This is a genomic window from Pseudomonas sp. BC42 (assembly GCF_021560055.1).
Taxonomy (GTDB): Bacteria; Pseudomonadota; Gammaproteobacteria; order Pseudomonadales; family Pseudomonadaceae; genus Aquipseudomonas.
This window is the reverse complement of sequence record NZ_CP091067.1, coordinates 5,176,540-5,198,690: the sequence shown is the minus strand read 5'-3', so window position 1 is coordinate 5,198,690 and position 22,151 is coordinate 5,176,540. Positions and strand designations below refer to the sequence as shown.

The window sequence follows — 22,151 nt, the reverse complement described above, 5'->3', positions numbered from 1 at the left end:
TTGCAGGGCGTTTATCAATAGATGAGGAGTCAACGTGAACAAGGTTTATGCATTGGTATGGAATCAGGCCCAGGGTTGCTGGAGTGTGACCGACGAGGGGGCGCGTCGTCGGCGTCGCTCCGGGACCCGCAAAGGCCTGGTGCTGATGGCGGCCGGGCTGTTGAGCCTGGGCGGGCTGCCCGCGGCTTTCGCGTTGCCGACGGGGGGCACCGTGGTTGCCGGCGCGGCGGACATTTTGCCGTTCGACAACGGCAAGCAGATGTCGATCAACCAGAGCACCGACAAGGTGATCATCAACTGGAACGACTTCAGCGTGAACAAGGGCCAGGCGGTGACCTTCAACCAGCCGAAAACCACCTCCATCGCCCTGAACCGGGTGATTGGCGTCAACGGCAGTAACATCCAGGGCCAGATCAAGGCCAACGGCCAGGTGTTCCTGATCAACCCCAACGGCGTGGTATTCGGCAACAACGCCCAGGTCAACGTCGGTGGCTTGGTGGCCTCGACCCATAACATCAGCGATGACAATTTCAACGCCGGCAACTACAAGTTCGCCGGCACCTCATCGGCCGAGGTCATCAACAACGGCTCCATTACCGCGGCAGACGGCGGCAACGTGGCGCTGCTCGGCAGGAGCGTGCGCAACGAAGGCACCATCAAGGCGCAGAAGGGCCGCGTGGCCCTGGGCGGCGGCAGTGCCTTCACCGTCAGTTTCGACGGCAACAACCTGCTGGACCTGCAAGTGGATGCCGCCGCGATCAATGCGCTGGTGAGCAACGGCGGCCTGCTCAAGGCCGACGGCGGGCAGGTGCTGATGACCGCCAAGAGCGCAGGCTCCATGCTGCAGACCGTGGTCAACAACCAGGGCGCCATCGAGGCCAACACTCTGTCGCGCAAGGCCGGCAAGATCACCCTGGACGGTGGCGACGTGGGCGTGGTCAACGTCGGCGGCTCGATGAGCGCCAATGCCCTGACCGCCATCGGTGATGGTGGCGTGATCGAGACCAAGGGCGCCAACACCAAGGTGCAACTGGCCGCACGGGTCAACACCCAGGCCGGCAACGGCAAGGTCGGCACCTGGAAGATCAGCTCCAGCGAGGTCAATGTCAGCCCCACGGCCACCGCCGGTAGCCACACCGTGTACGCCGATACCCTGTCGCACAACCTGGCCACCACCAACGTCGAGCTGAGCAGCAAGACCGGCGATGTGTCGGTGGACGGCGCCATAGACTGGACCAGCGGCAATCAGCTGAGCGTCAACTCGGCCCGGGACATTCAGCTCAACAGCAGCCTCAAGGGCAGCGGCGGTGGAACCCGCGTCGAGCTCAACGCCGCCCAGGACCTCAAGCTCAACGCCGCGGTGGAGCTCACCGGCATCAACAGCAGCCTGGGCCTGGATTACGGCAACACCTATGCCCTGGGCCCGAATGGCCGGGTCACCCTCTCCGGCAGCGGCGCCTGGTTCGACGCCAATGGCGACCTGTACAAGGTGATACAGAACGCCGCGCAGTTGCAGGCGATCGGCGCCAACCTCGACGGTCTCTACGTACTGGGCAACAACATCGCCGGCAGTGGCGTCATCAAGTCCATCGGTGGCAGCAATACGTTCACCGGAACCTTCGATGGCCTGGGCAACACCGTCAGCGGCTTCACCGTCAACACCGACGGCCCTTACGGTGGCCTGTTCGGCAAGTCCTCGGGCGCCATCAGCAACCTCAAGCTGGCCTCGATGACCATTAACGGCACCACCTCCAACGCCGGCTTCGGCTACATCGGCGGCCTGGTGGGGCTCAACGGCGGCAGTATCAACAACGTCAGCGCCAGTAATCTGCGCGTGGTCGCCAACAGCAATCAAAACAACACCCTGGGCGGCCTGGTGGGCGTCAACTCCGGCGGCAGCATCGATCGCGCAACCCTGGCCGGCACCGTGACCGGTAACGCCAATACCCTGGCCGTGGGTGGACTGGTAGGGGAAAACCGCAACAGCATCGATGGCGTTGGCTCCATCACCAACAGCAGCACCAACGTCCAGGTCCTGGGCACCATGCAGATCAGTTCCTTTGGCGGCATGGGGGGGCTGGTGGGCGTCAACAAGAACGGCACCATCGCCGACTCTTCGAGCGCCGGCTCCGTGGGCACCGGTTTCAGCCGCTACGTCCAGGACCCGAACCTTGGCGGTCTGGTGGGCTACAACCAGGGCGGCAGCATCGAGCGCGCCAGCTCCTCGGTCAGCGTGGTGGGGTTTGCCGCCAGCAATATCGGCGGCCTGGTGGGCCTCAACAACAACGGCACCGTCACTGACTCCAGCGCCAGTGGTGCGGTCACCGGCACCGGATCGGCGGCCGCTGGCGGCCTGGTGGGCCTGAACAAGAACAGCGTGCTGAACAACGTCAAGGCGACCGGCCGGGTGGCCGACTCCACCGGTGGCAACGTCGGCGGTCTGGTGGGCAAGAACGTCCAGAGCCACATCCACACCGCTGAAGCCACCGGCGAGGTGCTGGGCGGCGGCAGCGGCAACATTGGCGGGCTGATCGGGCACAACTTTGCCGGCACCACCGAGTACGCCGTGGCGCGCGGCAAGGTCACCGGCGGCGCCCTGAGTTACATCGGCGGGCTGGTGGGCTACAACGACGGCGACCTGAGTTCGGTGGAAGCCAGCGGCAACGTCACCGGTGGCAACAACAGCTTTGTCGGCGGCCTGGCAGGGACCAATGGCGACTATGTGGACCACCGCATCGATACCGCCTCGGCCAAGGGCAACGTGGTGGGTGGCAGCCAGAGCAGCGTGGGCGGCCTGGTCGGGCAGAACGACTCGCGGATCACCAACTCCCTGGCCAATGGTCAGGTCAGTGGCGGCACCTATGCCCGCCTGGGCGGCCTGGTTGGGCTGAACATGGGCGACGTACGCCAGTCCGTGGCCTACGGCAACATCAGCGTCCTTCCCCGTGGCTATCAGACCTACGGCGGCCTGGCCGGCGTCAACTACGGAACCCTGGCCTACAACACCGCCCTGGGCCTGGCGACCCAAGTGCCACAGGTCGGTCTGAACCAGGGCGTCATCCGTGATTGATGAGTAACACCGGCTGATCCAGGGACGGGCCGCTGCCCGGCGCGCCGAATGACTGTAAGGCGTGCCGGGCTGGCGGTTTGCTCCCGGGTCCTAGCCTCTTTCCGGACGGTCGGCAGCAGCCGGCCGGTGCAGGCAATCCCTCGCGTTTGTGCGCGACACCGCCCGTTGCGTGGGCGCTGGCACACAGGCGCAGGCTTGGAGAATGACAAATGATGCGCCAATGGCTGCGGCTGATCGCCACTCGAAAGCGGCTTTCCCTGTGGATCTTCAGCGGGATGTTTTCAGGGTTGCTTGGCGTTGACGCTCAGGCCGCCCAGGTCAATGCCTTTGCGGTGAACTGCGAATTCAGCAACGGTAACGGCACGCCCTGGGTGGCGGTCACACCGCTGGACGCCAGGGCCAAGGAGGGCGACGTGCTCTGGCAGCGGGCGGTGAGCCTCTACACCAACTACCGCTACGTACCCTCCGGAAGCCGGGCGCGCGAGCTGGTCACGGTGGGCAACTGGAGTGGCGGCACGCCCCAGCGTTTTCAATCCGCGCCGACCAACGTCGACGGCATCGGCTTCCGGGTGGCCGTGCGGCCCGATTCCGGCCAGCCCATCACCCTGACGCAAACCCCCGGGCTGATCGCCCTGGAGAAAAGCGAGCTGACCTACGACACCGGCAACCGCCCCCAGGGCACTATGCTCACCCACTTCACCCAGTCGCTGATCCTGACCGTGCCGCCGGACCAGTTGCCCAGCGGCAAGCTCACCGTCGACCGTGTGGTCGGCAGTTCCAACCTGATGCTGTATGCATTCGACTTGCCCGCCAACCAGGCGAGTCTGGGCTCCGAGGTGACATGGCCCACGGACACCAGCCCACCCGGCATCTGCCAGCACAACTATCCCTTGATGGGGCCCGAGCTGATCAGCATGGGCGGTGGCGGCCCGATCGAGATTCCCAACACCTGCGTGGTGGAAGGCTACAAGACCATCCCCGTTCCCCTGGGGCGCTTTGCCCTGACGGATTTTCCCAAGGTCAACGACACTTCCGCCGCCGTTCCTTTCAGCATCGAACTGAGCCGCTGTGCCGCCAATGCCAAGCCGCACATCAGCTTCACCGACAAATCCGCAGGCTCCTCGATCCCCGGCGTGCTCGGCCTCAGTGGCTCGGGACCTTCCGGACGGCCGGCCAAGGGCTTTGGCATCGTCGTGATCAATGACCTGACCCGCCTGCCCATCGAATACAACGGCACGCGCTACGAAATGCAGCGTGTCGGCGATGGCGCCAGGATCCCCCTGCGGGCCGGCTACATCCGCACCGGCAACGACGGCGAAATCGACGCCGGCCAGGCCAATGGCGCTGCGGAGTTCACCTTCACCTTTCCCTGACCCCGACCAGGCATCGAGCCTCTCGGCGCGTGCCACGGCGAGTCCGGGCGTGCTGACAGGCCCGTGCCTCGTACCCCCAACACAGCTATGCCGCCGTCCACGGGGATGCGGCTGTTGTGCCGCCCTGCAAAGGTTTGCAGGGCGTAGATCAATCGATAAGGAGTGTGCATGAACAAGATTTACGCGTTGGTCTGGAACCAGGCCCAGGGTTGCTGGAACGTGGCGCATGAGGGGGCGCGTCGCCGGCGCCGTTCGGGTGCTGGCAAGGGGCTGGTGGTGGCCGTTGCCGGTCTGCTGGCGCTGGCCGCCTTGCCCGCGGCACAGGCCTTGCCCAGCGGCGGGCAAGTGGTGTCCGGGAGTGCCGATATGCAGACCCAGGGCAAGCACCTGTCCATCAATCAACACAGCGACAAGCTGATCACCAACTGGAAGGACTTCAATGTCGCGGCCGATCAGTCGGTGACCTTCAATCAGCCCACCCGTGCCTCCATTGCCCTGAACCGGGTCATCGGCGTCAACGGCAGTCAGATCCACGGCCGGATCAATGCCAATGGCCAGGTCTTCTTGATCAACCCCAATGGCGTGGTGTTCGGCAGCCGGGCGCAGGTCAATGTCGGCGGCCTGGTGGCCTCGACCCAGAACCTCAGCGATGCCGATTTCAGCGCCGGCAGTTACCGGTTCGCCGGCACCTCCGGTGCCGAGATCGTCAACCACGGCAGCATCAGCGCCGCTGACGGTGGCAGTGTCGCGCTGTTGGCGGCCAAGGTGCGCAACGAGGGCACGGTCAAGGCCCGCGGCGGGCGTATTGCCCTGGCGGCGGGCAACGCCTTCACCGTCAGCTTCGACAATGACCCACTGCTGGATCTGCAGATCGACAGCGCCGCGCTCAAGGCCCTGGTGCAAAACGGCGGCCTGCTCAAGGCCGATGGCGGGCAGGTGTTGATGACTGCCAGGAGCGCCGGTTCCATGCTGCAGACCGTGGTCAACAACCAGGGCGCCATCGAGGCCAATACCCTGTCGCAGAAAGCCGGCCGGATCACCCTGGACGGTGGCGAGGTGGGCGTGGTCAGCGTCGGTGGGGCCCTGGTGGCCAACGCCCTGGATAGCCAGGGCGATGGCGGGGTGATCGAGACGCGCGGCGCGACCACCCGGGTGTCGCTGTCGACCCGGGTCAATACCCAGGCTCGCGAGGGCCAGAGCGGAACCTGGAAGATCGGCAGCGACACGCTGAAGGTCGGTTCGGCCATGACCTCCAGCAGCAACACCGTCCACTCCGACACCTTGTCGCGCAACCTGGGCACCACTGACATCGAGCTGGCCAGTGGCAAGGGCGATATCAGCCTGGAGGGCGCGGTTGCCTGGCACAGCGGTCACCAGTTGCGCCTGTCGTCGGCCCAGGACATCCACCTCAATGACAGCCTCAAGGCCACCGGGGACCAGGCCCGTATCGAACTCGACGCCAAGCGGAGCATCAAGCTCGACAGCCAGATCGAGCTCAGCGGCCGCGACACCCGCCTCGGGCTGAATCAGGCCGGCGACTTGGCCCTGGGCCAGACCGGGCAGGTCAGCCTGTCCGGCAGCGGCGCCCGCTTCATGGCCAACGGGCACGAGTATCAAGTCATTCAGAACGCCGACCAGTTGCAGCTGATCGATCACGAGCTCGATGGTCGCTATGTCCTGGGCAACTCGATCGAGGGCAGCGAGCATCTTCAGTCCATTGGCGGGCAACAGTCGTTCAGCGGGATCTTCGACGGCCTGGGCAATACCCTCAGCGGTTTCACCCTCGACAGCGACGGAGCCCATGGCGGGCTCTTCGCACGTTCGTCCGGCAGCATCAGCAACCTCAAGCTCGCCTCGATGAACATCAACGGCAGCGCCACCGCTCCCGGTTTCAGTGCCGTCGGTGGGCTGGTCGGGGAGAACAGCGGGCGCATTGTCAACGTCAGCGCCAGCGACCTGACGGTGAGCGCCGCGAGCGAGCACAACAACGTCATTGGCGGGTTGGTCGGAGTCAACCTCGGCGGCTCCATCGATCAGTCGTCAATGAGCGGCACGGTGCTTGGCACCACCTCGACCTCGGCTGCAGGGGGCCTGGTGGGGCTGAACGCCAAGGGACAAGCCGGAGGAGCAGGGTCGGTGACCGCCAGCAGCGCCAGCGCCAAGGTCAACGGCAGCATGGCCGGCAATGCCCTGGGAGGCGTGGGGGGGCTGGTGGGCATCAACCGCGAAGGGCTGATTGCCGGTTCGTCCAGCGCAGGCGTGGTCGGCAAGGGCGACGACCGTTACTACGTGGGCCTGAACCAGGGGGGACTGGTGGGCTACAACCAGGGCGGGAGCATCGAGGGTTCCCACTCCTCGGCCGTGGTGGTCGGCTATGGCGGCAACAATGCCGGGGGACTGGTTGGCCGCAATGACGCCGGTCGGATCACAGATTCGAGCGCCAGCGGTGCCGTGCTGGGGTTCGGTCTTGCCAACGCCGGTGGTCTGGTGGGCCTGAACCAGGACAGCGTGCTGCGCAACGTCAAGGCCAGCGCCACGGTCATCGCTCAGGACGGCACCCATGTCGGCGGCCTGATCGGGAAAAACCAGGACAGCGAGGTCAGCCTGGCCCAGGCCTCGGGACTGGTCTTTGGCGGCAGCTCCGCGAGCGTGGGCGGACTCATCGGTCATAACACCGGCGGCCTTGCCCAGTTCGCGGTGGCGCAGGGCAACGTCATCGCCGGTGACGAGAGCTTTGCCGGCGGGCTCGTCGGTTTCAACAGCGGCGATCTGCGCTCCGTGGAAGCGCTGGGTGATGTCAGCGCAGGTTCCAAGAGCTTCGTCGGCGGCCTGGTGGGCGCCCATGGCGGCGACAGGGACAGGCTGATCGACGGCGCGTCGGCCAAGGGCAGCGTCTCTGGCGGCAGCTACAGTGTGGTCGGTGGTCTGGTGGGCCTGAACGGCGCGTGGATCGTCAACTCGCTTTCCAGCAGCCACGTCAGTGGGGTCGATGCCGCCTACCTGGGTGGGCTGGCCGGGTTGAACCTGGGGGACATTGCTCAATCCGTCGCCTACGGCAACCTGCCGGTGGTGGCTGGCAACGATAGGGGCGTCGACCGTTGACCGCGGGGAGTTCGCTGCCGATAGCGGGGGCGCTGGCCGCAACGTCAGGGGCCTCCATGGCGTAGCGGCTGTACCCCGGTGCATGGCGGGCGCGGCCCCGGATCCCAGGTGCTTGCCGGCCACTTCCGGCGCGTGACGGCTATCCAGGTGAAGCATCGACAGACGATCAAGCGGGTTGCGCGCTGGCAGCACTGGCTGCGGTGGCGCAAGGTCTGACCAAACGCCCGGTGCATTGCACCGGGCGTTTCATTGTGCGAGCACTGCTGCGGCCCGGACCCGGCCGACCGTCATTCGATCCGCGCGCTACAGGGCGCAATTCCTGCGGATTATCGCGACTTTACACTGTACGAGACCATATATAAGAAGTGTCTTATTTATGAGTTGTTGTTCGTCTGCTTAGTGGCATTTTTATAAGTAGTACAAGTTCCCAAGAAAAATCTTGTTCATTTAGGGAGCGCTCCTCGGTATATGAGGATTGGTCGTTATTCTAAAAGAAGAGTGCGGTCGGTATCTTAATCGTCGCTCTGGATGGAACGCAGATGCCTGTTGGCGAGATGTATTTCATTGTGGGCGATTGCAGTTGATCGAGGTTGTTGTGGTGTTCAACTCATGTTTCGTTGGCTCGAAGTTCAGCAAGGCTGTACGTCTCGGGAGGGCGATGTTGTTTTGAATGCTGTGCTCTTAGACGGTTTTTAATAATAGGGAATCAGATGAAACTTAAATCTTTTGCATCCAAGGCGGCCTCCGGGTTGCTGCTTGCGGCATTGACTCCGGCATTGAGTTACGCAGAGACCGGTATCAACTCCGGCAATGTGAAGTTCGAAGGCCTGATCTCCAGCGTCAGTTGCAAGGTTCAGGTCGATGCCAACGAGTCCGGAGCGAACACTGGCACGGTCAAGTTCGGCAACGTCCTGCCTTCGGTCTTCGCCGGCGGCATCGGCACCGCCTCCGAGTTCAAGGAATTCAACATCAACCTCAGTGGCGGCGGTTGCACCGACGGCTCCAAGGCCTCGGTCAGCTTCCACAAGGACGGTTTCATCGACAACGCCACCGGCAACCTGCGTCTGATCGACAGTGGTTCCGGTTCGGCGTCGGGCGTGCAGATCCAGATTCACAACAACGGCGCCACGCCGGGGAAAATCGACCTCTCGGAAAACAACAATCAGCAGGTGGCCGATGTGGTGGGCAACAAGGCCGTGCTGAAGTTCAAGGCCTCCTATGTGGCGGTCAGCGACACGATCGTCGAAGGTCGTGCCGACTCCAATATCAACTTCGATGTGACGTACAACTGACGTCCGTCAGTTATATAAGGAGTTGCTCATGGCGCCGAAAGCGCATGTGTTTAAAACTTTCGTTATCGGCGCCATCTTTCTGGCTTTGTTTTCCTCGGCAGTCAATGCGGAAATAGTTATTCATGGTACTCGTGTGGTTTATCCGGCGAATGCCCGTGATGTAAAACTGAGAATGAATAATCCGGGCAGCATGCCCATATTGGTACAGGCCTGGATCGACGATGGCGATGCCAGTAAGGCGCCTGAAGAAATGAAAGTGCCTTTTCAACTGACTCCGGCACTCAGTCGCCTGGAACCCAATGCCGCGGCGGTACTGCGTATTGGTTATTCGAAAGAACCATTGCCTGCTGATCGTGAATCGCTGTACTGGCTGAATATCCTGGAAGTTCCGCCACAACAGAAACAGGATGAAAACCGATTGGCCTTTACCTTCCGCCACCGGATCAAGTTGTTCTTTCGTCCTACGGACTTGCAGGTCAATGTCAATTCGGCGGTGGACAAGCTCAGTTGGAAGTTCGAGCCCGCAGGAGTGGCCAGGGACATGAGCTCAGGTCCGGTCATCCAGGTGTCCAATCCGACGCCTTATTACCTGTCCTTCAGCAAGGTCGAGGTGCAAGAGCAGGGGCGGAGCGTCGACCTAGGGGCCGGGATGGTCGCGCCCTTTGCCCGGGAGTCCTTCGCCTGGCCGGCAAACGCCGAAAGAGCGCCTCGCAATGCGGCGGTGCGCTTTGAAGTGGTCAATGACTTCGGCGGCCGAGTGCCGCTTGAAAAGAACCTTCTCTAGTTGCCCTGTTAATTCAATTTCGCTCTTGGCCCAGGTTGTTTTTGGACGCTGAGTGCATTGGTGTCGATTATGTTCGGTGTGCAGCCCTGCTGGCTGGGTTTTCCTGTGCGTGCTCGAGTCTGTCCTGGCGAGGGTACGGCCCTGCTCTTGCGAGTACTGTCGGTGCTGGCCGGGCTGCTGGGGCTGGCGGCTCCTGTGGCGGCCCAGCCGACGAGCGCTGATCAGGCCACGCCGTCGGAGGTGGCCGGCGACGCGTCTCAGAACAGCCCGGTGTTCTTCGATACCCAGATGCTGTTCAAGGGGCCGGGAACCCTCATCGACACCCAGCGCTTCGAGCGCCCGGGTTACGTGGCGCCGGGCAAGTACCTGCTGGATGTGCGGGTCAGCGGTGCCTGGCGCGGGCTGATCGAGATCGAACTGCGCGAAAGCGATGATCCCCAAGGCAGCCAGCCCTGCTACGACCGCGCTTTGCTCAAGCAACTGGGCATCGACCTGAACAAAGTCGACGCCGCGCTGGCGCCTGCCCGTCATCCGTTGCAGGGCGACGGGGTGTTCTGCGGCGACCTGGCCAGTTACATCCCCCACGTGACGACAAAGGTCAACATGGCCGAGCAGCAGCTGGAGCTCTCGGTGCCCCAGCTGTTCGTGCTGCCTGAACTCGCTTCCAGCTACGTCGATCCGGCCAGTTGGGACGGGGGCATCAACGCGGCCCGGCTCAACTACAGCACCAACCTGTTCAGCTCCCAGAGCCGTGGTCGGCGCAGTACTAACGGCTATGCCGGATTGAACATGGGCCTGAACCTGGGAAACCTGCGCCTGCGTCACAGCGGCACCTTGTCCTGGTCGCCCGACAGCGGCAGCGATTATCAACGGGGCTATATCTACGGCCAGACCGACCTGACCGACTGGCGTTCGCAATTGCTGGTGGGGGAGAGCGTGACCGATGCCGAACTGTTCGATTCGGTGTCGTTTCGCGGCATCAAGCTGTTCAGCGATGAACGCATGCTGCCCACCACCCAGCGCTATTTCGCCCCGGTGGTGCGCGGCACGGCCAATACCAACGCCAAGGTCACGGTGTATCAGCGCGGTTACCTGGTGTATGAAACCACCGTCGCCCCGGGCCCCTTCGAGATTGCCGACCTGCAGGCCGCCAGCTTTGGCGGCGACCTGGAGGTGACCCTTACCGAGGCCGACGGTCGCACCCAGCGTTTTACCGTGCCCTTTGCCACCATGGCCCGCCACCTGCGTCCGGGGAATACCCGCTACAGCCTGAGCGGCGGGCAGGTGATCAGGGCCGGGGGGCGTGGCCAGCATCAGTACGTGGCCCAGGGCACCCTGCAACGGGGGCTGGACAACCAGGTCACCGGTTATGCCGGCGCCTCGCTCACCGGCAGCTACATGGCCGGCCTGATCGGCGCGGCGCTGAACACCGAGTTCGGCGGTTTCGGCCTCGACCTGACCCAGTCCCGCACCCAGGTGCCGCGCAACGGCAGCCTGCAGGGCTCCAGCCTGCGTCTTTCCTACAGCAAGAACCTGCATGACAGCGGCACCCAGTTCTCGTTGCTGGCTTATCGCTATTCGACCCGGGGCTATCTGAGCCTGAGGGACGCCATCGACCTGGAGGACTTCGTCAACCGAGGGGCGCGGTTCGACGACTTCGCCCGGGTCCGCGATCGGCTGGATGTGACGATCAACCAGCGGGTGGACGGCATCGGCGGTGACTTCTACCTCAACGGCTCCTCCCTCAACTACTGGAACAGCCGCGGTCGGGCGCGCAACTACTCCATGGGCTACAACCACCAATGGCGCGGCCTCAGCTATGCCTTCAGCGTCCAGCGGACCCAGGGTTCGAGCCAGTTTTCGGGGCGGCGCACCAGCAGCGAGAACACCCTGTGGAGCCTGAGCCTGTCGCTGCCCCTGGGGGGCGTCGCCGGGCGTTCCACCCTGGCCAACGCCTTCATCAGTCACGACCGGAATTCCGGTGCCCACTATTCCAGCGGCATTTCCGGCTCGCTGGGCGAGCGTGAAACCGCCTCCTATGGCGTGTCGGTGTCCCATGATGCCCAGCCGCGGGAAACCTCGACCAACGCCAATCTGAGCTACTACCTGCCGCAGGTGGCCTTAAGTTCGAGCCTGTCCCAGGGCCGTGACTACCGGGCCCAGTCGCTGGGCGCCTCCGGCGGCATGCTCCTGCATTCCGGGGGCCTGACCCTGTCCCAGACCCTGAGTGAAACCGCGGCCCTGGTGCATGCCCCCCATGCCAGTGGCGCCAGTGTCGGCTATGCCGGTGCGCAGGTGGACGGGCAGGGGTATGCGGTGTTGCCGAGTCTTGCGCCCTATCAGCTCAATACCGTGGACCTGGACCCCAGCGGCATGGCCGAGGATGTCGAGCTGCAGGTCAGTTCGCGCAACGTCGCGCCCAGGGCGGGGGCGGTGGTCAGGCTGTCCTACCCGACCCGCAAGGCCCGGGCGTTTCTGGTCGACAGCCGGCAGGCCGATGGTGCACCGCTGCCCTTTGCCGCCAGTGCCCTGGACGCCGACAGCGGCGAGGAGCTGGGGGCGGTGGGGCAGGGCAGTCGCCTGGTGCTGCGCAGCGAGAAGGACCGCGGCCGCATCCGTGTGCAGTGGGGCGAAGGCCCCGCCGAGCAGTGCCTGATCGACTACGTATTGCCGGCGCCCGCGACCCGGTCGGGCAACGATTCGCTTTTGCTCGACCTGCCGTGCCGCGGCCTGTCGCAGTCGGGCACCAGCGCCATGGAGCCTGCATCTTGAGGGGCTGGCTTGTTCGTGTGGGGCGTGACCTGTGCCTGCTGGGGACGGCGCTGCTGCTGTGCAGTCAGGGCGCCCGGGCCGACCTGTCGATTGTCGGCACGCGTTTCATCTACCCCCAGGGGCTGGCGGCCTTGAGCATCCGGGCCGGCAATCTCGGCTCGGCGCCGTTGCTGCTGCAGACCTGGCTGGACCAGGGGGATCCCTCGGTGGATCCGAGCCGGCTGGCAGTGCCGTTCGTGCTTTCGCCCCCGTTGTCGCGGCTTGATCCGCAGCAGAGTGTCGTCCTGTCGCTGCGTCACAGCGGCGAGCCGCTGCCCGCTGATCGCGAGTCGCTGTTCTGGCTCAACTTTCTGGAAGTGCCGTCCCTGCAACCCCTGAGCGGCAACCAGCTGCGCGTCAGCTATCGCTTGCGCATGAAGCTGCTGTATCGCCCCAAGGGCCTGCCTGGGCGCGCCGACCAAGCGGTACGCCAACTGCGCTGGAACCTGCAGACGGCGGCGCAGGCGGCAGGAGCTGCGGCGCTCAACGTGAGCAATCCGACGCCGTACTACGTGTCCCTGGCGCAGCTGGCCGTGGGCGACCTGCAGCCACCCATCACCTGGCAGGGCATCACCGTCGAGCCGTTCGGCTCGGTGCGCCTGCCTTTACCCGTGGCGCCGGCGTTGCGCGACGCCATGACAGACGTTCGATACCAAGTGGTTTTAGACAGCGGGGAGACGCTGAGTGGAAGTGTGCAAATACACCCCTAGTGGTACGGCGGCCGGGCGGCCGGCCGGTGGAGGCAAGGGACGAGGTGCGGGGCCGGCGCGAGTGCCGTCGGCGCTGCTTCCGGGGATGTTGCTGGCGCTGCTGTTGCCCACGCTGGCGCAGGCGCAGATGCGGGTCCAGGTGCCCAGCGCCGGACAGGCCATACGAGACATCGAAGCCACCCAGCCGGCGCTGCCACCGCCCACCGATGAGGTGCGGCTGGAGGTGCCCCAGGCCGAGCGTTCGACCCCAGCCCCGGACACTTCGGGGGTGCGCTTGCGGGTCAAGGCCTTCGTCATCGAGGGCAATCAGGTGTTCAGCGATCAGGACCTGCAGCCGCTGCTGGACGATCTGCGCGGACAGGAACTGGACCTGGGCGGTTTGCGTGACGCAGCGCAGCGCATCACCGCCCATTACCAGCAACAGGGCTATCTGCTGGCCCGGGCCTTCTTGCCGGCCCAGGAAGTCGATGCCGGAGTGGTGCGCATCGAGGTCATGGAAGGCCGCTACGGACGTGTCGAACTGAGCAACCAGTCCCGTGCCCGGGACGTCGTACTGCGTGGGCCGCTGGCCGCACTGGACGCTGGTGCGGCGGTCAACAGCGCGGACCTCGAGCGCAGCCTGCTGCTGCTCAACGACCTGCCCGGGGTCCGGGTCAACGGCACCTTGCGGGCGGGGCAGGTCCCCGGTACCAGTGACCTGCTGGTGCAGGCGCAGCCTGGTCCCTGGGCCAGCGGCAGCCTGGAGGCCGACAACTTCGGTGGCTACCACACTGGCGAGTTTCGCCTGGGGGGCAGCTTCAACCTGAACAATCCCCTGGGCCTGGGGGACCAGATCAACCTGCGCCTGCTGGGCAGCGATCGGGACCAGCGCTACTGGCGCGGCGCTTATCAACTGCCGGTGGGGCCCTGGTCGACCCGTGTCGGCGCGGCCTATTCGCACATGAGCTACGAGCTCAACAGAAAGCGTGTGAAGAAGCTGCAGATGAACGGCCAGGCCCGTGTCCACAGTGTCTTCCTCGCCCAGCCGATCCTGCGGGGCCGGACCTTCGACCTGAGCGCGCAGCTGCAATACGAGAACAAGCGGCTGCGCGACGACATCGACCTGTTCGAGCTGAGCAAGCGCAAGCACATCGAGTTGTGGACCCTGAGCCTGGGCGGCAACCGCCAGGACCACTTCTTCGGCGGTGGCTACAACCAGTTCAGCCTGTCCTACGGCTCGGGTCGCCTGACCTTCGATGACGCTCTTGAGCAGCGCCTGGATCGCTATACCGCCGCCACCGGCGGCGGCTTCGCCAAGACCAACCTGCAGCTCGCGCGCCTGCAGCGCCTGGGCGACCGCTTCCAGCTCCAAGCCCAGGTCAATGCCCAGTGGACCTCGGCCAACCTCGACAGCTCGGAAAAGATGGGACTGGGCGGCCCCTATGGGGTGCGCGCCTATCCCCTGAGCGCCGGCATTGGCGACCAGGGCTGGCAGGCCGGCCTGGAGCTGGGCTACGCCCTGGCACCCGGCTGGCAACTGAGCCTGTTTGCCGACAAGGGCTACGTGCAGGTCAACCGCCTGCCCTGGACGAACGAGATCAACACCCAGCGCCTGCAATCGGCGGGCCTGGGGGCGCGCTGGAGCGGCGAGCGGCGGCAACTCAACCTGAGCAGTGCCTGGCCCCTGGATAACCGGAAGGCCGGGGACGGTCCCGAGCGCACCCCACGGATCTGGGTGAACGCGACACAGTTTTTCTGAAGGCCTGCGTGTGCTTTGGAAGTGGTGCCGCCCTGCGAAAAACAGCAGGGCGTTTAAACGTCAATAAGGAGTCATCGTGAACAAGATTTATGCGTTGGTATGGAACCAGGCCCAAGGTCGCTGGAGCGTAACCTGCGAGGGCGCGCGGCGCCGGCGTCGCAGTGGTGGGCGCAAGGGGTTGCTGGTGATGGCAGCCGGCTTGCTGGCCCTGGGAGGACTGACGCCGGCGATGGCGCTGCCCGAAGGCGGCACGCTGGTTTCCGGCAGTGCCAATTACGACGTCAATGGCAACAACCTGGTGATCAATCAAAAGACCGACAAGCTGATCACCAACTGGAACGAGTTCAACATCGCCGCCAATCAATCGGTGACCTTCAACCAGCCGGGGCGAGACTCCATCGCCCTGAACCGGGTGACCGGCTTCAAGGCCAGCAACATTCAAGGCGCGCTGAACGCCAACGGCCAGGTGTTTCTGATCAACCCCAACGGGGTGTTGATCGGCCAGGGCGCCCAGGTCAACGTCGGCGGCCTGGTGGCCTCGACCCGTGGCATCAGTGACGATGACTTCAATAACGGCCGCTACCAGTTCACCGGAAAGTCGGCGGTCGAAGTGATCAACGACGGCAAGATCACTGCTGCCGATGGCGGCTACGTGGCGCTGCTGGGCGCGCGGGTGCGCAACAACGGCGAAATCGTCGCCAATCAGGGCGCTGTGGCCCTGGGGGCCGGCAACGACTTCACCCTGAGCCTGGGTAACGACAATCTGATCAGCTTGCAGATCAACGGTGCCGCCGCGGATGCGTTGGCGCAGAACACGTCGTTGCTCAAGGCCGATGGCGGCCAGGTGCTGATGCTGGCCAAGAACTCCAATGCGCTGACTCAGGCGGTGGTCAACAACCAGGGCGTGATCGAGGCCAATACCCTGTCCAACAAGGATGGACGCATTGTTCTGGATGGCGGCGAGCGTGGCGTGGTCAATGTGGGGGGCAAATTGACGGCCAGCGCCTTAGCCACCGACGGCAACGGCGGTACGGTTCAAACCTCGGGCGCGGTCACTCGGGTCGAGCTCAATGCCGAGGTCGATACCCGCTCCAGGAGCGGTCGCACCGGCACCTGGGTCATCGAGTCCAATGAGGTCAAGGTGGGTTCCACGGGCGTGTCCGGCAACCCGACCCTGATCGACAGCACCCTCTCCCAGAACCTGGACAAGACCAACCTTCATCTGCGCAGCCGCAATGGCGATGTGGCGGTGGACGCTGCGGTCGAGTGGAAAAGCGGCAACCAACTGACCCTGAGCGCCGCCAAGGACGTCAAGGTCAATCAACGGATCAACGCCACGGGTGCCAACTCGCGTCTGCAACTGAACGCCGCCAAGTCGGTCCGGCTCGACAGTCACGTGAGCCTCACCGGCACCAGCAACAGTCTGGGGGTCAATCATGGCGAGCAACTGATCGTGGGCGACAAGGGACTGGTGACCTTGTCCGGAGGCGACGCCGGGTTTGACGCCAATGGCAAGCAGCACAAAGTGATCCAGAACAGCCAGCAGTTGCAGGCCATCGGCAACAAGCTTGATGACCACTATGTGCTGGGCAATCAGATCAAGGGCTCGGGGAGCATCAACTCGATTGGCGGCGACCAGGTGTTCACCGGTTCCTTGAACGGTCTGGGCAATACCATCAGTGGCTTCACCATCAACAGCTCGGGCCTGTATGCCGGATTGTTCGGCCAGTCCTCCGGCAGCATCAGCGATCTGAAGCTGGCCTCGATCACCGTCAACGGACAAAACAGCCGCAACGGCTTCAGTGAAATTGGCGGTCTGGTGGGGCGCAACAGTGGCAGCATCGAACGGGTCAGTGCCCGCGATATGCAGGTCTCTGCCAATAGCGACCAGCGCAACAAGGTCGGCGGCCTGGTGGGGGTCAACTACGGTGGGTCGATCAAGGACTCATCGATAGCGGGTTCGCTGTATGGCGGCGCCCATACCACGGCCATCGGCGGCGTGGCCGGGGAAAACCGCTTCGGCAGTGTCAGGGCCGGTCTCATCAGTGGCAGTTCCAGTGATGTCGATATCACCACCAAGATGTTCAAACAGGCCATGGGCGGCGCCGGAGGACTGGTCGGGGTCAACAAGGGCGCCGTGATTGCCGACTCGTCGAGCAAGGGCACCATCGGTACTTACAATCCGCTCTACAAGGGACTGAACCTGGGCGGGCTGGTGGGTAATAACCAGGACGGCACCATTACCGGCTCCCGTTCCTCGATGACCGTGTACGGCTCGCTGGGTAGCCATATTGGCGGGCTGGTCGGGTTCAACCGCTCAGGCATCATCCGCGGGTCCAGTGCCAGCGGTAACGTCTACGGGGCGGGCACCGAGGCCGCCGGGGGGCTGATCGGCTCGCAGCAGAACCAGAGCGTGGTCAGCAACGTCCAGGCCACCGGTAATGTCATTGACCTGGCCGGCATGAATCTGGGCGGGCTGGTTGGAAAAAGTGACGACAGCACCATCAGCGGCTACATCGAGGCCAAGGGCGAGGTCAAGGGAGGAGCGAAGGCCAACGTCGGCGGCCTGGTCGGCAGCAACATCGGTGGCCTGATCTACGATGCCAAGGCGCTGGGCGCGGTGGAGGGCTATGCCAGCAGTAATATTGGCGGGCTGGTGGGCTACAACGATGGCGACCTGGTCTCGGTCGAGGCCCATGGCAAGGTCTTTGGCGATACCTACAGCTCGGTGGGCGGACTGGTGGGCTTCAACTCCAACTACTCCAACCACGTCATCGAGCGTGCCGTGGCGACTGGCAATGTCCATGGAACCTGGCACAGCAAGGTCGGGGGCCTGGTCGGCGATAACCAGTCGCGGATCGTCAACTCCGAGTCCCGTGGCCGCGTCAGTGGCGGCTGGCGTACCACCCTGGGTGGGCTGGTGGGCGTGAACGAGGGGCAGATCCAAGGCTCGAAATCCACCGGCAAGGTCGATACCGTCTGGGCCTACTTCCAGACGTATGGTGACCAGATCGGCATCAACCACGGCTCCTATTCGTCGGCCCGGGTGTCCAGCGGCCTGATGGACTAAGGCGCGTCGGCAAGACCTCGGCCCGGCTGCCAGGGACTGTCCCTGGCACGCCGGGCACTTGCAACCTGTTCACTATCGATTGACCGGCTCCCGGGGCACCGCAGCGTGCACCCGGGGCCGGCTTGGAAAAGGAGGCAATGACCGATGAGAGATCCATGGTTCAGGCTCCTCAGCGATGGACGACGGCCCGGTCTGTTGATGCGCGCGATCATCTTGATGCTGTTGTGCGTGCAAGGGGGCGCACCGGTGTACGCGGCTATCGAGGGCAAGGCCAGGGGGTGCGTGTTCAGTAGTTATGGCAGCACTGCCCAGGACTGGTTGGAAATCACGCCATTGACCCGGAGCACGCCGGTGGGTTCGGTATTGCAGCAGCGTCACGTGAACCCGGTGATCGAATACACCACCGAGGAATCTGCAACCCAGGAGCAGCATGAGTTGGTGTCCGCCGCGCATTTGCCCGGGGTGAGATTTCCCGACGGCATCATTCCGACCAATATCGATGGCATCAGCTTCCAGGTGACGGCCTATCCTACCGGCGCGGGCCCTCATGTCCTCACGGGCAATTTCTATCCCCGGGTACTGGAAAAGTACGGCGTGGAGCACGCAAACGCCGCGTTGAAAAAGGTCGTCACGGCCTACGTGTATTCGCTGGTCCTGACCCGACCCGCTGACGAGTTGCCCAAGGGGGCGCTGGTGGTCAACAGCTTGAGCGGTGCCCAGGTGGCGCTATACGCGCTGGATCTGGACCAGGGGGTGGTGACGGTCGGGCAACATTTGCAGGAGCTGCCGCAACACGACAATAGAGAGCGGTGTTCGAAACAACTGCTGCTCAACGAGCACGATCTGCTTGGTTCCGAAGGCGTCAAGTTCACCGCCCAGTGCCAGGTGGTCACCCGCAACGTCACGCTGCGCCTGGGCAGTCCCTCGGCCCATGACTTCCCGACGCTGGGCGCGACCTCGCCGCCCTCGGCCATGGCCAGGCTTGAGGTCAACGACTGCTCGTTCAACAGCCTGCCGAAGGTTTCGTTCAGCACCGAACCGGCCTCGCGCTGCGACCCGACAGGGATACTGGGGCTGACTCAATCGGCTCAGGATCAGGGGCGGTCCGTCGCCAAGGGCGTTGGCATCGTCATGTTCAATGAGCAGATCCCGCGGATTCATTGCAATGGCACTCAATACGCCATGGAGCGCCTGTTGGGCAGCGACAGCGCCAGCTTCAGCTTTCGCGCCCAGTACATTCGCACCGGTCCCGTCACCGAGGGGGCAGCCAACAGCAGCGCCCAGTTCAACTTCACCTTCGACTGAAGCACCGGCCGCCGGCCTCGGGTGTTTACCTGGACGCCGGCCCACAGGCCTTTCTACACTGACCTCCGTCTGGGGACCGGGGGAGCACCGATGAATCGCAATGAACTGCGCAAGGCCGACATCAACCTGATGGTGGTGTTCGAGGCGTTGATGCTTGAACGCAACGTCACCCGGGTGGCGGAGAAGCTGTTTCTCGGCCAGCCCACCATCAGCTCCGCCCTCAACCGTTTGCGAGCGATGTTCAACGATCCGCTGTTCATCCGGGTCGGCCATCGCATGGAGCCCACTGCGCGCGCCGAGCAGATCATCCAGCACCTGTCGCCGGCCCTGGACGCGCTGTCCTCGGCCCTGAGCCTGACCCACGATTTCGATCCCGCCAGCAGTAGCATGACCTTTCGCATCGGCCTGTCCGACGACGTCGAGTTCGGCCTGTTGCCGCCCCTGCTGCGGGCCCTGCGCCAGGAAGCGCCGCAGGTGGTGGTCGTGGTGCAGCATGTGGACTACTGGCGGATTCCCGATCTGCTGGCCTCGGGCGACATCACCGTCGGCATCAGCCAGACCCGCGGCCTGCCGGCCAATGCCAAGCGCAAGTTGCTGCGGCACATCCAGCCCAGCGTGTTGCGGGCCGATGCCAGCGATACGCCGCTGACCCTCGACGAATACTGCGCGCGGCCCCATGTGCTGGTGTCCCACACCGCCAATGTCGCCGGTTTCGCCGATGAGTGGCTGGCGGAAATCGGCCGCACCCGCCAGGTGGTGCTGTCGGTGCCGCAGTACAGCTCGTTGCCGGCGCTGCTGGCAGGCACCGACATGCTCGCCAGCCTGCCGGACTATGCGGCGGCCGCCATGGCCGCCTCGGGCCAGCTGTTTGTCGAGCCCTATCCGTTCAAGACCCCGACCCTGGACTTGTCCATGGTCTGGCTCAGCCACGTCGACAGCGATCCCGCGGAACGCTGGCTGCGCTCGCGCCTGGAAGCCTTCATGAGTGAAAGGGCGCCCCTGGCGAGCTGACCCTCAACATGCCCTGTAGCCGCTGCCGCAGGCTGCGATGGACCGCGCAGCGGGCCCGAAACCTGCCCCATGCGGCATGCCCGGCGGATCGGGTGGGCGGCCTTGCCAGTCCTGCGCACTGGGTCGCAGCCTGCGGCAGCGGCTACAGCGGCGCGGTGAACGGAGGCCGCCCGCTTGGCATTGGCGCTGGCGGCTGCTTTGCTGTGTAGGTCTTCGGGTGAAACATTGATCGGTGGAGTGTGCCCATGAGTCGTTCCCGTTCCCTGTTGCGTGGGCGTGGCCGCCACGACAGCGGCAAGGTTGGCATGGTCGAGCTGTTTTTCGACCTGGTGTTCGTGTTCGCCGTGACCCAGCTGTCCCATTCCCTGCTGGCCCATCTGTCGCTGGGCGGGGCGCTGCAGGTGGCGTTGCTGATGGTGGCGGTGTGGTGGGTGTGGATCTTCACGTCGTGGATCACCAACTGGCTGGATCCGGAAACCCTGCCGATCCGCCTCGGGCTGTTCGTGCTGATGGTGGCGGGGCTGCTGCTGTCATCCTCGATTCCCCAGGCCTTCGGTGAGCGCGGCCTGCTGTTCGCCGGCGCCTATGTGTTCATGCAGGTGGGGCGCACCGCCTATTCCCTGTGGGCGGTGCGCGGCGAGCCGTTGAACATGACCCGCAATTTTCAGCGGATTCTGTTGTGGCTGCTGTTCTCCGGGGTCTTCTGGATCACCGGTGGCCTGCTTGAAGGTCCGCAGCGCCTGGCGTGCTGGGGGCTGGCCCTGGCCATCGAGGTGCTGTCGCCGTCGCTGTATTTCTGGGTGCCGGGGCTGGGCCGCTCGACCCTGGCCGACTGGAACGTGGAAGGCAATCACATGGCCGAGCGCTGCGGTCTGTTCGTGATCATCGCCCTGGGGGAGTCGCTGCTGGTAACCGGCGCCACCTTCGCCGAGCTGACCACCAGCGCCCAGGGCCTGCTGGGCTTCGTGGCGGCGGTGCTGGGCAGCATCGCCATGTGGTGGGTGTACTTCGACAGCGGTGCCGAACGGGCGCATCACCGTATAGCCCATTCCGCCGATCCGGGGCGCCAGGCGCGGATTGCCTACACCTACCTGCACCTGCTGATCGTGGCCGGGATCATCGTCAGTGCCGTGGCCGATGAACTGGTGCTGATGCACCCCGATCACGCCAGTCCGGCCGGGGTGCTGGTGATCGTTGGCGGCCCCTGGCTGTTTCTCCTGGGCTGCGCCCTGTTCAAGTGGGTGATGAACGACCGGCCGTTGCCGCCGCTGTCGCACCTGGCCGGGTTGCTGGTGCTCCTGCTGTTGTTGCCGGCGGCCGTCAGCCAGCTGTTGTCCGCCCTGGCCCTGGGCAGCCTGAGCACGCTGGTGATGGTGGGCGTGGCGGCCTGGGAAACCCTGGCCCTGCGTGAGCGGAGGTCGACGGCGGGGCAATGAGGCCAACAACCTGTTCGGTCGGCGGCTGCGGCTTGTGTAGTATGGAGCGCCTTTTTCCCTGACAGACCAGGAGTCCTGCCATGCCGCACCTGCATATGGAATACACCGCCAACCTGCCGCAACTGGACGTCGACAAGGCGCTGCTGCGACTCAACCACGGGCTGGTGGCGTCCGGGCAGTTCTCCGATGAGTTCGATATCAAGAGCCGCGCGGTCAAGGTCGAGGCGTTCCGGGTCGGCACGGGCCTGGGCGAGCGGGCCTTTGTCCACGTCAAGCTGGCCTTGCTCAGCGGCCGTTCGCCGGAGGTCAAGAAGCACTTGTCCGAGAGCCTGCTGGCGGTGTTGCAGGACCTGGCGCCCTGGCCGGCGGACATTCAGGTGCAACTGTGCGTGGAGATCATCGATATCGACCGCGCTTCCTACAGCAAGGCCGCCATCGGTCGTTGACGG

General features: G+C 64.5%; 13 protein-coding genes. All 13 read left to right on the top strand.

Features of this window, described 5'->3' with window-relative positions:
* Positions 1-34 precede the first annotated feature (34 nt).
* The 13 genes from L1O02_RS23395 to L1O02_RS23335 all read left to right on the top strand — a co-directional run bounded on the left by L1O02_RS23395 (position 35) and on the right by L1O02_RS23335 (position 22,148).
* Complete coding sequence (locus L1O02_RS23395; protein WP_235758808.1) at positions 35-3,070, top strand: GLUG motif-containing protein; 3,036 nt, start codon at positions 35-37, stop codon at positions 3,068-3,070.
* A 209-nt stretch (positions 3,071-3,279) separates the two neighbouring features.
* Positions 3,280-4,443, top strand: coding sequence for a fimbrial protein (locus tag L1O02_RS23390; RefSeq protein WP_082729188.1), 1,164 nt, complete (start codon positions 3,280-3,282; stop codon positions 4,441-4,443).
* Positions 4,444-4,611: 168 nt separating this feature from the next.
* Positions 4,612-7,545: a GLUG motif-containing protein gene (locus L1O02_RS23385; RefSeq protein ID WP_235758806.1), complete on the top strand. Its 2,934-nt coding sequence runs from the start codon at positions 4,612-4,614 to the stop codon at positions 7,543-7,545.
* Between the two features lie 710 nt (positions 7,546-8,255).
* Positions 8,256-8,837 carry a fimbrial protein gene (locus tag L1O02_RS23380; RefSeq protein ID WP_082729189.1) on the top strand — a complete coding sequence of 194 codons (582 nt, stop codon included), beginning with the start codon at positions 8,256-8,258 and terminating at the stop codon, positions 8,835-8,837.
* A gap of 28 nt (positions 8,838-8,865) precedes the next feature.
* Positions 8,866-9,621 (top strand): fimbria/pilus periplasmic chaperone, encoded by a 756-nt coding sequence (locus L1O02_RS23375; RefSeq protein WP_235758804.1) that lies wholly within the window; start codon positions 8,866-8,868, stop codon positions 9,619-9,621.
* Between the two features lie 147 nt (positions 9,622-9,768).
* Complete coding sequence (locus tag L1O02_RS23370; protein ID WP_348636612.1) at positions 9,769-12,393, top strand: fimbria/pilus outer membrane usher protein; 2,625 nt, start codon at positions 9,769-9,771, stop codon at positions 12,391-12,393.
* Positions 12,390-13,142 carry a fimbria/pilus periplasmic chaperone gene (locus tag L1O02_RS23365; protein WP_235758802.1) on the top strand — a complete coding sequence of 251 codons (753 nt, stop codon included), beginning with the start codon at positions 12,390-12,392 and terminating at the stop codon, positions 13,140-13,142. Before L1O02_RS23370 ends, L1O02_RS23365 begins: the two co-directional genes overlap by 4 nt.
* A gap of 85 nt (positions 13,143-13,227) precedes the next feature.
* The gene (locus L1O02_RS23360) at positions 13,228-14,880 is read left to right on the top strand and encodes a ShlB/FhaC/HecB family hemolysin secretion/activation protein (protein WP_108544686.1); all 1,653 of its coding nucleotides are present in this window, start codon (positions 13,228-13,230) and stop codon (positions 14,878-14,880) included.
* Positions 14,881-14,956: 76 nt separating this feature from the next.
* Positions 14,957-17,950: a GLUG motif-containing protein gene (locus L1O02_RS23355; protein ID WP_235758800.1), complete on the top strand. Its 2,994-nt coding sequence runs from the start codon at positions 14,957-14,959 to the stop codon at positions 17,948-17,950.
* A 198-nt stretch (positions 17,951-18,148) separates the two neighbouring features.
* Positions 18,149-19,255 carry a fimbrial protein gene (locus L1O02_RS23350; RefSeq protein WP_159426417.1) on the top strand — a complete coding sequence of 369 codons (1,107 nt, stop codon included), beginning with the start codon at positions 18,149-18,151 and terminating at the stop codon, positions 19,253-19,255.
* A gap of 90 nt (positions 19,256-19,345) precedes the next feature.
* A complete protein-coding gene (locus L1O02_RS23345; protein WP_060838013.1) occupies positions 19,346-20,266 on the top strand; it encodes a LysR substrate-binding domain-containing protein in 921 nt (306 codons plus the stop codon).
* Positions 20,267-20,511: 245 nt separating this feature from the next.
* A complete protein-coding gene (locus L1O02_RS23340; protein ID WP_235758798.1) occupies positions 20,512-21,702 on the top strand; it encodes a low temperature requirement protein A in 1,191 nt (396 codons plus the stop codon).
* Positions 21,703-21,782: 80 nt separating this feature from the next.
* A complete protein-coding gene (locus L1O02_RS23335) occupies positions 21,783-22,148 on the top strand; it encodes a 5-carboxymethyl-2-hydroxymuconate Delta-isomerase (protein ID WP_060838015.1) in 366 nt (121 codons plus the stop codon).
* The last annotated feature ends 3 nt before the right edge of the window (positions 22,149-22,151 follow it).